General features: G+C 62.0%; 17 protein-coding genes. 11 read left to right on the forward strand and 6 right to left on the reverse strand.

Annotation, left to right across the window (positions count from 1 at the left end):
* Positions 1-41: 41 nt before the first annotated feature.
* Together K0P03_RS35515 and K0P03_RS35520 are read right to left on the reverse strand one after the other, a co-directional pair.
* Positions 42-374: a HigA family addiction module antitoxin gene (locus K0P03_RS35515; protein ID WP_240579518.1), complete on the reverse strand. Its 333-nt coding sequence runs from the start codon at positions 372-374 to the stop codon at positions 42-44.
* A 9-nt stretch (positions 375-383) separates the two neighbouring features.
* Positions 384-674 carry a type II toxin-antitoxin system RelE/ParE family toxin gene (locus tag K0P03_RS35520; protein WP_025091540.1) on the reverse strand — a complete coding sequence of 97 codons (291 nt, stop codon included), beginning with the start codon at positions 672-674 and terminating at the stop codon, positions 384-386.
* Positions 675-923: 249 nt separating this feature from the next.
* On the opposite strand from K0P03_RS35520, the gene K0P03_RS35525 reads away from it, so the two are divergent.
* From K0P03_RS35525 to K0P03_RS35575, 11 genes are all read left to right on the forward strand, one after another.
* Positions 924-1,502, forward strand: coding sequence for a recombinase family protein (locus tag K0P03_RS35525; RefSeq protein WP_123195994.1), 579 nt, complete (start codon positions 924-926; stop codon positions 1,500-1,502).
* A gap of 281 nt (positions 1,503-1,783) precedes the next feature.
* Entirely contained in the window at positions 1,784-1,891 is a 108-nt protein-coding gene (locus K0P03_RS35530; RefSeq protein WP_239025374.1) for a ribbon-helix-helix protein, CopG family, read from the forward strand.
* A gap of 196 nt (positions 1,892-2,087) precedes the next feature.
* Positions 2,088-2,966 (forward strand): helix-turn-helix domain-containing protein, encoded by an 879-nt coding sequence (locus K0P03_RS35535; RefSeq protein ID WP_123195986.1) that lies wholly within the window; start codon positions 2,088-2,090, stop codon positions 2,964-2,966.
* Between the two features lie 295 nt (positions 2,967-3,261).
* The gene (locus tag K0P03_RS35540) at positions 3,262-3,915 is read left to right on the forward strand and encodes a ParA family protein (protein ID WP_183755051.1); all 654 of its coding nucleotides are present in this window, start codon (positions 3,262-3,264) and stop codon (positions 3,913-3,915) included.
* A gap of 8 nt (positions 3,916-3,923) precedes the next feature.
* The gene (locus tag K0P03_RS35545) at positions 3,924-4,214 is read left to right on the forward strand and encodes a ribbon-helix-helix protein, CopG family (protein WP_239025373.1); all 291 of its coding nucleotides are present in this window, start codon (positions 3,924-3,926) and stop codon (positions 4,212-4,214) included.
* Between the two features lie 101 nt (positions 4,215-4,315).
* Positions 4,316-4,777: a hypothetical protein gene (locus K0P03_RS35550; protein WP_123195989.1), complete on the forward strand. Its 462-nt coding sequence runs from the start codon at positions 4,316-4,318 to the stop codon at positions 4,775-4,777.
* The gene (locus K0P03_RS35555; RefSeq protein ID WP_123195990.1) at positions 4,774-5,055 is read left to right on the forward strand and encodes a type II toxin-antitoxin system RelE/ParE family toxin; all 282 of its coding nucleotides are present in this window, start codon (positions 4,774-4,776) and stop codon (positions 5,053-5,055) included. The genes K0P03_RS35550 and K0P03_RS35555 overlap by 4 nt, the downstream gene beginning before the upstream one ends.
* Before the next feature lie 19 nt (positions 5,056-5,074).
* Entirely contained in the window at positions 5,075-5,311 is a 237-nt protein-coding gene (locus K0P03_RS35560) for a hypothetical protein (protein WP_183755053.1), read from the forward strand.
* A 361-nt stretch (positions 5,312-5,672) separates the two neighbouring features.
* The gene (locus K0P03_RS35565; RefSeq protein ID WP_272792276.1) at positions 5,673-6,674 is read left to right on the forward strand and encodes a GGDEF domain-containing protein; all 1,002 of its coding nucleotides are present in this window, start codon (positions 5,673-5,675) and stop codon (positions 6,672-6,674) included.
* The gene (locus tag K0P03_RS35570) at positions 6,671-7,072 is read left to right on the forward strand and encodes a hypothetical protein (RefSeq protein WP_272792275.1); all 402 of its coding nucleotides are present in this window, start codon (positions 6,671-6,673) and stop codon (positions 7,070-7,072) included. The genes K0P03_RS35565 and K0P03_RS35570 overlap by 4 nt, the downstream gene beginning before the upstream one ends.
* Before the next feature lie 40 nt (positions 7,073-7,112).
* Positions 7,113-7,526, forward strand: coding sequence for a response regulator (locus K0P03_RS35575; protein ID WP_133676167.1), 414 nt, complete (start codon positions 7,113-7,115; stop codon positions 7,524-7,526).
* Positions 7,527-7,579: 53 nt separating this feature from the next.
* On the opposite strand, the gene K0P03_RS35580 is transcribed toward K0P03_RS35575, so the two are convergent.
* The 4 genes from K0P03_RS35580 to K0P03_RS35595 all read right to left on the reverse strand — a co-directional run bounded on the left by K0P03_RS35580 (position 7,580) and on the right by K0P03_RS35595 (position 11,684).
* Entirely contained in the window at positions 7,580-8,302 is a 723-nt protein-coding gene (locus K0P03_RS35580; RefSeq protein ID WP_272792274.1) for a HEPN domain-containing protein, read from the reverse strand.
* Positions 8,303-8,459: 157 nt separating this feature from the next.
* Complete coding sequence (locus K0P03_RS35585) at positions 8,460-9,440, reverse strand: ExeA family protein (RefSeq protein ID WP_003501092.1); 981 nt, start codon at positions 9,438-9,440, stop codon at positions 8,460-8,462.
* Entirely contained in the window at positions 9,437-11,089 is a 1,653-nt protein-coding gene (locus K0P03_RS35590) for an IS481 family transposase (protein ID WP_003501095.1), read from the reverse strand. Before K0P03_RS35590 ends, K0P03_RS35585 begins: the two co-directional genes overlap by 4 nt.
* Positions 11,082-11,684 (reverse strand): recombinase family protein, encoded by a 603-nt coding sequence (locus K0P03_RS35595; RefSeq protein WP_003501098.1) that lies wholly within the window; start codon positions 11,682-11,684, stop codon positions 11,082-11,084. Before K0P03_RS35595 ends, K0P03_RS35590 begins: the two co-directional genes overlap by 8 nt.
* Between the last annotated feature and the right edge of the window lie 424 nt (positions 11,685-12,108).

Raw genomic sequence — 12,108 nt, forward strand, 5'->3', positions numbered from 1 at the left:
CTACCCGCGCTTTGCGCGGCTGTATTCCTATTGTCGCCGGTTCAGATCAGTGCCGCTTGCGGATCGAGCGGCTTACCCTTGAAGGGCGCGACGTTGATTTCCCCTTCCCGCTTGCGGGCCTGGGCAATGTCATAGCTGTTCTGCATCCGCATGAGCGTATCCATCGACACGCCGAAAGCCTTCTCGACCCGGAGCGCCATTTCCGGGGAAAGATGCGCGCGCTCGTTCAGCATGGCCGACAACGCCGCCCTCGTAACACCTAGAACTTGCGCCGCGCTCGTGACCGAAAGGCCAAGAGGCTCTATGATCTCACTTTTGACGAAGCCGCCGGGGTGGGCGGGGTTTTTCATACGGATGCCCTGCATCGCACTCATAGCCACCTCCTAGTGGTAATCTTCATAGTCGAGGTCGATGATCTCGATTTCAGTTTGGTCGATCCGGAACGTGATCCGCCAGTTCTTGGTAACGAACAGGCTCCAGGTGCCTTTTCGATCGCCGGTGAGCTGATGGGCCTTCCAGCTCGGGACCGTGCGCAGCTCGTCTTCCCGCTCCATATCTTGCAGGAAGGTGACGATGCGACGGACTTTCGGCACTACGGCCGCCTGCAAGCCGGTGGCGTCATCATCTTCGATGAATCGGCGCAACCCCTTATGGACCACGTTTCGGATTCTCATGTGCCGTCACTATCAGGCTGAAACGTATAGTGTCAAGCGACGCTATACGTTTGCGTCATTTCATGGCCTTGTCGCGTAAGTCCTAAGTTAAGCAGCACCTTGGCGGGAAAATCCGAATTCCTTGTGGTTCAGTGACTTAGGCGAAACCGTCACTGTCGCATGTCTTTGTCGCAAGTGCTAAAACACCTGCGACATGATTTGCGACAGGAGAAGGCCGTGAACCGCCAACCAGATTCCGACACCGGCCGGGTGTTCATCGGCTATGCCCGCGTCTCGACGCGCGGCCAGGACCTCGACCAGCAGCGGGCCGCCCTTGGCGCGGCCGGCTGCATCCGCATCTTTGAGGAAAAGGCATCCGGAGCGAAGCGGGACCGGCCCGAGCTGGCGCGGATGCTCGACCATTTGCGCGCCGGCGACGTGGTGACGATCACCCGGCTAGACCGCCTCGCCCGATCGACAGCCGACCTTCTGGCGATCGCGGAGCGGATCAAGGAGGCCGGCGCTGGCCTGCGCTCGCTGGCAGAGCCTTGGGCTGATACGACGACGCCGGCCGGGCGCATGGTGCTGACCGTGTTCGCCGGCATGGCCGAGTTCGAGCGAGCCTTGATCGCGGAGCGCACGAGCGCCGGCCGGATCGCAGCGAAGGCCCGAGGCGTGCGGTTCGGCCCCTCCCCTGCCCTCACGGCCGAGCAGATCGCCCACGCGCGCCAGCTCATCAACGAGAAAAACAAGCCGGTTACGGAAGTCGCCCGCCTCCTGGGTGTGCATCGCGCGACCCTCTATCGGGCGCTAGACGGCGCGGCGTTTGTATCGTACGAAACAAAATAATGTGCATTTGTGCACAAGTGCAATGCTGCACTCCTATGCCTTGGCAGCCGATTCGACCTTCTAACGAGGCGAGATAACTTGAATCGCCGCGAATTGTGACAGCGAAAACCCCGGGATTTCAGGGGTTTCGATTCAAGGCATTGCAGAATCAACAATTTTCTGGATTACATGTAAATATGAGTCGTGTAGCCAAGCCACCAAGTAAGGAACTCGTTCGCGCCCATCGGGAGCGGCGACGAGCTGCTGGCCGGGTTTTGGTGAACACTGACCTTCCTGCCGAGATGGTCAAAGCTATCGACCAACTCAAGGAAGCCAGGGGCGTGCGGGGACGTACGCCGATCATCGAAGAAGCATTGAGGGTCTATATCGAGACGCAGCAAGGGACATAACGGCAAAGCCCCTCGCCGTTAGCAGCGGCGAGGGGCTTTAGGGCCGTCAGACACACCGTAGAGACGGGGCCAAACCAATCTCCCCTTATCTACGCTAGAGCACGCCAATCCGCAAGATTGATTCTTGCGGAAACGGGGAAAGCCGTGCCTGCCGTCCACAGTCGTCATGTCCTCCGAATGGAAGGACGGAAGGCATATGTTGAGGACGCATTACGCGGCCGCGATCGGCTGCGCGCGTGGGAACGCGCTTGATGAAATCATGCGGGAAGTCTGGACGCGCTACGGTGCCGGCCAGCTCTCCGACGACGAGGCCGGCGAGCTTATGACGCTTGCCGAGGGCCGCCGGGCGGCGTGGCGGGGATCGGGACAGGTCGGGCTTGGCCTGGTCATGCCCCCACCGGCCGAGCGATGCCCGACGCCGGTTCGCCGGCATAGTCATATCCGGGGGCGATCGGAGGGCCGCATATGGCGGCCGACGACGCGCAAGGACGTTCAGGCGATCTTGAAGGCGGCCGAAATCTACAACGAGGCCGGCTTGCGCCAGAAGGGCGAGCGCAGCGGCCCGTTAGGGTCGGTCGCGCTCGACGTGTTGCGGCTGTTCGTCAATCTCATCGACTTCCGCACCGGCCGGCTAGAGCCGTCAATCACCACGATCATGGATCGGCTCGGCCGGTCGCGCGATACGATCGTGCGGGCGCTGAAGAACCTGCGGGCGCATGGTTTCATCGACTGGCTGCGGCGCTACGAGCCGACCGGCAACGAGGGGCGCGGCCCACAGGTCCAGCAGACGAGCAACGCCTACCGCCTGTCCCTGCCGGAGAAGGCCCGGCAGTTCCTTGGGCGGTTTGCCAAGGCCCCGCCCCCGCCCGACGACCATAGCGCCGCACAGGAAGCCCGCGCGGCCGAGGTGGACGCCTACAAGAAGGCCCTGCCCCTCGATGAGCTGGCGCTGTCCGAGGCCGGCGATACCGCGCTAGGTCGGGCGTTGGTGGCCCTTGGGAAAGCTATCCAGAAACGTGAGTCCGATAACCAGACTGAATCCCAATCTAATCTATATCTAAAAGCGCAAACATAAGCGGTCGCCGCTGTTCGGGCTGCTTTCGCAGCCCTGCGGCGGTTCCGATCCGCGCATAGGCGGATCGGGAAGCGGATACCTCACAGCAAAACCGCCAGCCTCGCGCCTGCGGCCAGCCTCCTATGGGCTTTCGAGAGAAAGCAGGCGGAAAGGTTAGTGACTACTCGTGCAAATGTGCACAATTGCACTTTTGGCTAGGTGCACAGTTTTCCATTGACCCCGGAGCCGGTCGCGTGGCATATTTCAATCCTGCAATTGTGCACAAAGGAGCTTTTGCAAAAATGCGGTGTTGCACATGAAAACTCTAGCTATCGCCATGCAAAAGGGCGGCGTCGGAAAATCGACGCTCACGAAGGCCCTTGGCGTTGCCGGCGCAAAATCCGGCCTCAATGTCCTCGTGCTGGACATGGACGCGCAGCAATCGACCACCCAATGGGCCGAGCGGCGCAAGGACGCCCTGCCCGTTGTGCGGTTTGCGACCGAGATCGACTTGCCGAAGCTCTTGAGCCAGGCCGAGGAAGCCGGTTGCGACCTCGTTGTTATCGACACGCCCCCCGCCCGAAGCACTGAGGCCCCGGCCGCCGTCGAATATTCCGACCTCGTGCTTGTGCCGTGCACGCCTGACATAGAGGCGTATGAGCAGCTTCCCAGGACCGCGCGCCTTGCGCGTTCGAGCGAAAAGCCGGCTGCTGCCGTCCTGACGATGGCGCAGCCGAATAGCCGCGCCGAGGAAGATATTGCCCGCCAGGTCTTCGAGACGGTCAAGCTCCCGATGGTTCCGGCCGTCATCCATCGATTCAAAGTGCATCGGGACGCGAGCCGGGAGGGGCTGACGGCCTTTGAGATCGACCCCGAAGGCAAAGCCGCCGCCGAGCTGCAAGCTTTATGGGATTGGGTGAGTGCAGAATTGCAATTGAGCACAAGCGCAGTTGTGCACAAGAGAGCATGAGGAACGATATGGCGAAGACAAAGGCAACCGCGCAGGATTTCCTGTCGAAAATGAAGCTTCCCGAGCAGGAGAGCGAGGAATCCGCCCCGATCGCGGCCGAGGGGGCGCAGATCGAGCCGCGCCGCACGGCGGGCAGGGCCGGCCGCAAGCATATCGGCGGCTATTGCGATCAGGACACGGTTGAGAAGGTGGCGCTATTGCGGGCGCGTCTCGGCCTCGACAATTCGCAGCTCATCAAGCGTGCCATTGATGAGCTTTACAGCAGGGAAGGGGCCGCCCGGAAGTTTGGTGACCGATAGTGCACTTGTGCAGAACTGCATTTGTGCACTCAGTACAAGCGGGATTGCAATCTATAATAAATCGCATACTCTACCGATAGAAGATTGCAAGGAACCAGGTCATGGCAGCAGAAACGATAGACCACAGCACGCTTACGGAGCTTGTAGAGGCCGGCGCGTTGCGCGGCGCGCATGTCGTCGGCCAGCCGGGCGGTTGGTCGCTTCGGGTAAAATATGGGGCTGCGGAGCGTGCGCTTGCAGCGCAACGCAGCCGACAGGTGCGTGTTTTCCGGCGCATTGAAACCTTGGTTTCCTATCTCAAGGACGTGGGAATCGAGCATTTCGACGTGGACGCGGCCGACTATCAGGCCGAGGGTGGAAAGACTCGACCAGATCGGGCCGAGGCGATGCGCCGCGCGCATGAGGCGGCCGCGCATGACAAATGGTTCCGCGATCAGATCGAGGAAGCCATAAAGGAAGCCGACGACCCGAACACCGAATGGGTGCCGCACGAAGTCGTCAAGCAGGACATGGCCCGGCAAAGGGCCGAGTTGCTGGCCCGTATCAAGGGCGGCCGTGAGTGAATATCGTTTGGCTACCGAGGGCGCAGGCCAATCGCACCCACGCCATAGACTATATCGCGAAGGAGAATCCCCGCGCGGCGCTCGATCAGCTCGGGGAGATCGAGCAGCAGAGTGACATGTTGGCGGATCATCCCGAAATCGGCCGTGTCGGACGCCGGCGCGGCACGCGGGAGTTGGTTATCAATCGGACCCCGTTCATTCTCGTTTACCGCGTGCGATCGAGAGCGAAGCGTGTTGAGATTTTGCGGCTTCTACATGGCGCGCAGAAATGGCCCTAGCAAAATCAGGCGGCGAAGGATGATGCAGAAGACGGCCGAAACCATCATCCGCGAGCTTGCGGCACGGCATGGGGCCGAAGCGCAGCGCACGGCGCTGGACGGTTGGGCTGATGATGTGACGCGGCTTTCCGGTGATGCCGTCACCCTCGATTCCGTCGAGGAACTGATAGTTGGCTTGCGCCGGGGAAACCTCGTTGATGGGAGCGAGCTGACCCGGTTGCATTCGCGTTACCTTGATGAGCGGGCAGGGCAATAGTGCACACCTGCACAGGTGCATGTCTGCAACCCGCCCCCGGCCGTCCCTACGGCCCTGGATGATGAGAGCGGGCCGGCCGGGGGCTAGCGTCTCGGCCGGTTAATTAAGATTTTACCAATTTTCGCGGTCGACCGTTAAACGCTACGGGGTAAACTGCCGTTTGCTTGTGGAGACGCAGGCCGAGGCTTGGAAACCTCGCAAGGTTAGCGGTAAATGGAGCTGGTGGCGACCGGGTGACGGACGTGTATGTCCAGGCTCCGGCTAAAGGCGTTCGTGCCTGTCTAATCTCAGGTTTTCCAACATCCCGGTCCCCGCTGTCTCCCGCGAATAGTGTTCGCACAGGGCAGGGAGGCGCGATCGGATGCCGGATGAACGACGCAGCGCATGGGGCGGGCCCTTCGGGGTGGCGTTCGACCCTTTGAAAAACTGGCTGGAAGCCCTGCCTAGCCCTGCCGTCTGGCGGGTGGTAATCCTGGGCATGGCCCTGGTCTTCCTTCTGGATTGTCTATTGGCCGGAAGGGGGCTGCGCCTGGGGCCGTTCTACCTGCTGCCGATCTGCCTTGCCTGCTGGCGGCTCAGTTTCCGGGCCGGGTTGTCCCTTGGCGTCGTGGCTGCGATCCTTGCGGCGATTATGGAGATCGCGATTACCGGCCGATCCACCGGCACCGCCCTTGGCAATCTGACGATGAACGTTTCGGCAATCGGTGTCCTGGGCGGGATCGTGGCGAATTTCCGCCGAAGCGTAGAGCAAGAGCGCGTTTTTGCGCGCCGGGACGGGATCACCGGCGCGTTGACACGGCAGGCATTCGAGCAACAGGCGGAAACAATGATAGAGGCGGCCGCCGAACAAGGCCGGCCGCTGCTGCTGGCCTATCTCGACCTCGACGGCTTCAAGATCGTGAACGATCGTTACGGCCACGAGGCCGGCGACCAGGTGCTCAAGCGTTTCGGGATCGCGGCGCGGGCGGCGCTGCGGCGCGAGGATTGTTTCGGCCGCATGGGTGGTGACGAGTTCGCCTTGCTGGTGTCGCTGCCGTCGATCGAGGACGCCCAGGAGACGGCCGAGCGGCTGCACAGGCGGTTTTCGGAGGCGCTGGCGGATACGGCGCATAAGGTGACATGCAGCATGGGAGCGCACACGATCGCGCCCGATGACGGGGCTTACCTGGACGAGCTGCTGCGCAAGGCCGACCGGCTGATGTATGCGGCCAAAAATGGTGGCAAGAACGGCTTGCGCTTCGCCACGGCCGCGCCGTCGCTCGACGTGGAATTGCCGTTGTTCGCCAACCTGGGCAAGCCCTCGCCCCGGCCGATCCTCGCCACCCGGTTCAGCGATGCACCGGAGGCCGCCGGCAACGCATGAAGGGGCCGCACGATGAAACGGCCGATCTGCTGGACACGCTGCTTTACACGGTCAAGGTGATCGCCACGAGCGGCCCCGACGACAAGCAGCGGATCGCAAACGCCTATCAGGATGCGCGCCGGCTGGCGGCGACGATCGGCCTTGACGACGAAGGCTCGGCGCGGCCGCGCATCGTCGCCTGTTTAGAGCGGTTCAGTGCCTACAAGGACGCCGGCGACGTCGCGGCGGCCGGCTGGATGCTGACCGCGATTCAGGAGCGCGTGGCCGAGCGCGATCTCCCCTATTGGCGAAAGCTGAGGAAGATCGTTGACGTTGCGGTGCGCGAGCTGCCCCGGCCGATCTGGGTTTCTCAAAAGCAGCGCGCCGGATGCTACCTTTGGGCGGCATTGGCGAGTTGATCCAGGGCAAGCGCTACAGTGGAGGAAGGTCACAGGGGGGATGACGGCAACGATTCTCACCGGATTCCGGGTTCTGGTCGTCGAGGACGAATGGTTCATCGCTGACGATCTCGCGTGGCATCTGGAAACGGCTGGGGCGATCGTCCTGGGGCCAGTGCCGAGCGTGCGAGAAGCCTTGAACATACTCAACACGCCCGACCAGCTTCCCGATGTTGCGTCCCTCGACTTCAACCTTCTTGCCGGTGATACGTCCATCCGGATCGCGGAGGAGCTGGACAGGCTGTATATTCCGTTCGTCTTCGCGACGGGCACGCCGGAGCTGATCCCGGTGCTTTACCAAATGCGTCCTGTTTGCCCTAAGCCTGTCGTGTCGGCGGCATGGTTGCAAGCCTTGGCCGAGGCGATGACGATCCGGCCCGTAGGCGAACGCGCTCCCCATTTAGCGCCGAAGTGAGCCGGAGGGCCGTCAGTGACAAAGCCCCGGTGCGATAGCGCCGGGACCGTTTCTCATGCCCCTGCGGGACCGGCGAGCCGTTCGGCGCAGATCGCGGCGACGGCCTCTTGCAGCGCCGTCACACGATCGACCAGCCACGCCAGTTCCTCGCCGGTGATTTCGTAGGCCGGGGAATAGCGCGCGCCGACATAGGCGCGATCGAGGCGGGTAAAGCATCGCTTGGCGAAACGGGTATCGCGCGGCCACACGGCGATGAGCTGCGGGGCGATCCGCTCGGCATGGGAACGCAGGACGGACAGGCGGTGCGATTTGGGGCTGTAGAGCGTCAGGACGGTCAGGACGCAATGATAGAGGCGTTCGACGGTCTGATGCAGATCGAAAGCGGCTTCCTTCTCGTAGCCCCGTCTCATGGCTTCCTGCGCCAGCTCGAAGCGGCGGGCGGCGTTCGGAAACCAATGGCCGAAATGCCGTTGCGCTTCGGCGCGAGCTTCCTCCGGCGCGAGGGTTTTGGGGGAGGCGAGGGGATAGCCCGGAAGCTCATAGAGCACGATTCCGTCGCGGGCTATGTCCACGAAGAAGGGGCGGCCGTGGGTGAGCTGGTCGTTGAAATCCGTGAGGGTGTGAACGATGAAGTTGACCGGCGTGGAGAGCTGGCGCGTGATGGTCAGTTCTTGCAGGAACCGTTCGGCCGCCTTTTCCCATGCCTCATATTGTTCGGCAAAGCCGCCGTAGTTGACGACGACGAGCAAATCATAGTTGTAGCGGCTTGCCAACATAAGCGCCTCTGCTCGCAAACATCGGCATTTTCTGCTCGAATTATCTGACAATGGAGCGGGCGTCGTGCTCACGCTCCCTGCCAATGTGCTCGCAAACATCCGGGTCTGCTTGCAAACATCCCCCACGTGCTCAGATTAATTGCCAGCGACGGCATGGTCAAACCGGGACGCCTGCCTGTCGTAGTTGCTCGGTCAGCTGACGGGAATATTCGGGATCAAGGGTGCCCGCCAGGAAGGCGCGGATATCCGACGGCCGAGCATTGAGGTGCGTGACCAGAGCCGTCGCATCGTAACCATTTCGGGTCAACGTCGGTTCGAGATCGTCGATGGCGCGGGACAGGACCTGCTCGACGATTTCGGCGGTAACCGGCTTGGCGCCGAGGCGAAAGCCCTGCTCGAATGCGAGGGTGAGATGCATCTCGATCTGAAGCGGCGTGCGCAAACGTTCGGCGATGAGGTCGATGGCTTCTTCCTCGAGGAGTTCGCCAACCTTTACGCCTTCGGCCGCACAGGCGCCAAGCAGCCAGGCAACATAGTCGCGGCGCGCGGAGCCGATCCCCTCGTAGTCAAAAATGGTCGTGCGGTAGCCAATCTCCTCCATTTGCGGCCGGCGCAGATCATTGCGCAACCGGGGATGCCCGACAAGAAGTACGGAAAGGAGCACGCCGGCGTCGGCGACCACCTCCATCAGTCGCTTCAGGCCGGTTAAGGTCTTGTGGTGCAGGTCATGGGCCTCGTCGACCACGAGGACGATCGGCCGTTTGCCTTTTTTCATGATGTCGCGCAGGTCGCGCTCCCGGCGCTCGGCCTGCTTGGGGATCTTGACCTGCGCACGATCGCCGGGAGACAAGTCGTAGAACAGGGCTTCAATGAGCGATGGCAGCGAAGTGCGCCGCTTGTCGACCGCCAGCGATTTGGCGAGTGCGACCTTGCCGGCTTTGGTGAGTTCGGCCTCGATGCGGCGCAAAAGGTGGGTTTTCCCCGAACCGACCAGGCCGGAGACCACGACAAGCCGACCGGTCTGGACGGCCGCACACACCTCGCGGATGATCGTGCGCTGATGCTCGGTCTCAAAGTTGCCGGCCCCTTGGAAAGGCCGGTCGAGGCCGTAACTGGATTGAACGTCAGCGAGCATCATTCTTCCTTTCTTCGCGCCTGGAAGCGTTCGCGGATACGGGCCGCGATCATCTTTTTGTCGAGTGTTTCTCCAAGCAGTTCATTGATGAAGGCGCGGTCACCGGCATTCATCGCGCCGATCGGCCGGCCGAGCTGGTCGGCGATGGCCCCACGGGCTGCGAGGCCATTTGGATAAGCGGTCTCTATTGCGGGTTCCGGAAACGGTGTCCGCCGTACACTCAGCCCAGCCGTGGTCGGGGGCAGCGAAGGCAATGGACGATCCCCGCCGGTGACCGCGGCGCGGGGGAGCCCAAGTTGGTCTGCCAGGCGCACCACCTTGTCGAGCCGCTCTTCGAGCTTGCTCTTCTGGTATTTGCGATAGCGAAAGAGGGGAACCGCCCCGCGCGAAGGTTGGAATGGACCGAAGCGCTTGCCCTCATGCTCGACGAACAGTTCCTGATCGAACAGGCCCCAGAGCAAGGTCACCGTTTCGCCGGCAAGTTCGGGCTCGACCTCATAGGATGCGCCTTCGACCGATACGGTCGCGTCTCCAGCAACCGTCCGTCGTTCCGGTTCGCGCGCAAAGGCGCAGAACCGCTCCCAGGAGCACATCGCCCGCACCCCGTCAGGAGGAAGATGCCGCAGCCAATCCTCGATGCGTGCATGAGACTCTGTGCGATGGTCGCCGTTATTGTAGGTGACCAAGGCGCGCCTGAGCCAAAGGTTGGCTTCCTCTTCGTCCTTCGGCTTGTGGAAATGATAGAGGGTCTCGTGCACTTCCTTGATCGTGCGAAACGGCCGCTCGACCTTGCCTTTCGCTCGCGCCGGCGTGCGCCGCTCGCTGTCCGACGGGGGCATATGCGTGAGAACCCGGACACCAAGGCTACCCATGACGGACTGGAAAACGCGCGAGCGGCTCACCGGCCCGTTATCCATATGGATGGTCGTTGGAATCCCCTGAAGCGGCAGTTCCGGTTCAGGCTTGGCGGCGAAGGCATTGTAGAGAAAGCGCAAGGCGGACTCCGCGTCCTCGCCGTAGACGGAGCGGTATTCCTGATAGCTCGCGCCGGAGCGATCATCGACCACGGAGAACAGCATCAGCGTCGGCCGGCCGCGCCCTTCCTCGACCCAAAGCGGCGCTTCCACCTGCTTCAGGTCGGACGGGCTCATGTCGAAGTGCCAGAGTTCGTTGGAACGCCGCGCCTGGAATCGGACGGCAGCCACCGGGCGGGTGACGCGCGCATAATCCAGGCCGGAAACACGCAGCAGCCGATCGACCGTTGCGCGTTTCAAGATGCCGGGCGGTGCACGGACCAGGCCATCGGGCGTCACCACGCCGTCTTCCTCAAGCAGCTTGATGGCGCGCGCCGTGGAGATATGCCGCCCCTTCCGGTTCGCCGTTCTGATCTTCAGGGCCGCGATGATTTCGGCATAGGTTTCCATCTCCGGCTGCGGGGCGATCCGGGAGGTTCCGTGATCGGCGCGCCGTACGGATTTCGGGCGGTTCAACTCCCGCAGCGCCCGATACAGGGTCCAGATCGAGATGCCGTAGGCATCGGCGGCACGAGCAACAATCTCGGTACGGCCTGGATCACGGGGAGAAAGCAGCGACAATCGGCGTCGAAGATCGACAAGAGCCTCTCCGGGCGGCCGCTTTCTCCGCTCAGCCATGGACGTCCTCGGATTCCACTGTTTTGGGAGAGCCACCCTTCTTGCCGATATGACGATAGAGGGTTGCAACAGAAACCCCCATGCGCTGCGCAATATTGCGTACCGGTATGCTGCCTTCCTTCATCAGGGCGCGCGCCGCGGCAATATCGCCCGGGCGCATCGCGGGCGGGCGGCCACCCTTGCGGCCACGTTGCCGCGCCTCGACCAGTCCAGCCGTCGTGCGTTCGCGGATCAGAGCACGTTCGAACTGGGCGATCGCACCGAAGACATGGAAGGTCAGCATGCCGCCCGGCGTCGTCGTATCAATGCTCTCGGTCAAGGACACGAGCCCGATCTTCGCGCGCTCCAACTCTTCCGCCGTCGCGATGAGCTTCTTTAGCGATCGCGCCAACCGATCGAGTTTCCAGACAACGAGCGTGTCACCAGTGCGAAGCACGTCGGAGAGAATTCGGCCCAATTCCGGGCGGTCATCGCGAGCGCCTGACCCGCGCTCGGTAAACACCTTCTCGCAACCGGCGCGTCTCAGCGCCTCAAGCTGAAGCTCCGGATTTTGATCGATCGTGCTGACCCTGGCGTACCCGACCCGCATAGCCATCCAAATGTTCTTGAAAGTCGTTGGACACATAGCATTTTGCGACAACCGTTTCTATAACAGTTTTGAGAAGATTCCATCGCGCCATTCAAGGGGCGTGACGGCATGCGCTATGGCATGCTCAAAAACCCTCGTTTATGACAAACGATCCATGGAAACCAACTATGTGTCTGACGGCCGAATATTCGCGACATGGAGCAGGGAACCTTACGCATCGAAAATCGGGCGGTCCCCGATCTTGTCCCCCTTGTATGGGATACTCCGGGAATTGAGGCGGCGATACCAAAGGATGCGGTCGGCCAGGCCGTTACCATGTTCGAGCCGCAGGAATGCGCCAACTACTTCAAATCTTGCGGATATGACCCCGAGTAATGTGGACGTGCTCTAGGTCACCCAGAGGGGCGCTCGCATCGAGTATAACCTTAAG

Origin of the sequence: Shinella sp. HY16 (assembly GCF_028534175.1) — a bacterium.
Lineage (GTDB): Bacteria > Pseudomonadota > Alphaproteobacteria > Rhizobiales > Rhizobiaceae > Shinella.

Bases quoted from the DNA above. Each gene is read 5' to 3' on its own strand.
- K0P03_RS35585 (WP_003501092.1), bottom strand. From the start codon at position 9,440: ATGATGCTCGCTGACGTTCAATCCAGTTACGGCCTCGACCGGCCTTTC.
- K0P03_RS35580 (WP_272792274.1), bottom strand. From the start codon at position 8,302: ATGTTGGCAAGCCGCTACAACTATGATTTGCTCGTCGTCGTCAACTAC.
- K0P03_RS35540 (WP_183755051.1), top strand. From the start codon at position 3,262: ATGAAAACTCTAGCTATCGCCATGCAAAAGGGCGGCGTCGGAAAATCG.
- K0P03_RS35595 (WP_003501098.1), bottom strand. From the start codon at position 11,684: ATGGCTATGCGGGTCGGGTACGCCAGGGTCAGCACGATCGATCAAAAT.
- K0P03_RS35545 (WP_239025373.1), top strand. From the start codon at position 3,924: ATGGCGAAGACAAAGGCAACCGCGCAGGATTTCCTGTCGAAAATGAAG.
- K0P03_RS35575 (WP_133676167.1), top strand. From the start codon at position 7,113: ATGACGGCAACGATTCTCACCGGATTCCGGGTTCTGGTCGTCGAGGAC.
- K0P03_RS35515 (WP_240579518.1), bottom strand. From the start codon at position 374: ATGAGTGCGATGCAGGGCATCCGTATGAAAAACCCCGCCCACCCCGGC.
- K0P03_RS35570 (WP_272792275.1), top strand. From the start codon at position 6,671: ATGAAGGGGCCGCACGATGAAACGGCCGATCTGCTGGACACGCTGCTT.
- K0P03_RS35550 (WP_123195989.1), top strand. From the start codon at position 4,316: ATGGCAGCAGAAACGATAGACCACAGCACGCTTACGGAGCTTGTAGAG.
- K0P03_RS35530 (WP_239025374.1), top strand. From the start codon at position 1,784: ATGGTCAAAGCTATCGACCAACTCAAGGAAGCCAGGGGCGTGCGGGGA.
- K0P03_RS35560 (WP_183755053.1), top strand. From the start codon at position 5,075: ATGATGCAGAAGACGGCCGAAACCATCATCCGCGAGCTTGCGGCACGG.
- K0P03_RS35535 (WP_123195986.1), top strand. From the start codon at position 2,088: ATGTTGAGGACGCATTACGCGGCCGCGATCGGCTGCGCGCGTGGGAAC.
- K0P03_RS35520 (WP_025091540.1), bottom strand. From the start codon at position 674: ATGAGAATCCGAAACGTGGTCCATAAGGGGTTGCGCCGATTCATCGAA.
- K0P03_RS35565 (WP_272792276.1), top strand. From the start codon at position 5,673: ATGCCGGATGAACGACGCAGCGCATGGGGCGGGCCCTTCGGGGTGGCG.
- K0P03_RS35590 (WP_003501095.1), bottom strand. From the start codon at position 11,089: ATGGCTGAGCGGAGAAAGCGGCCGCCCGGAGAGGCTCTTGTCGATCTT.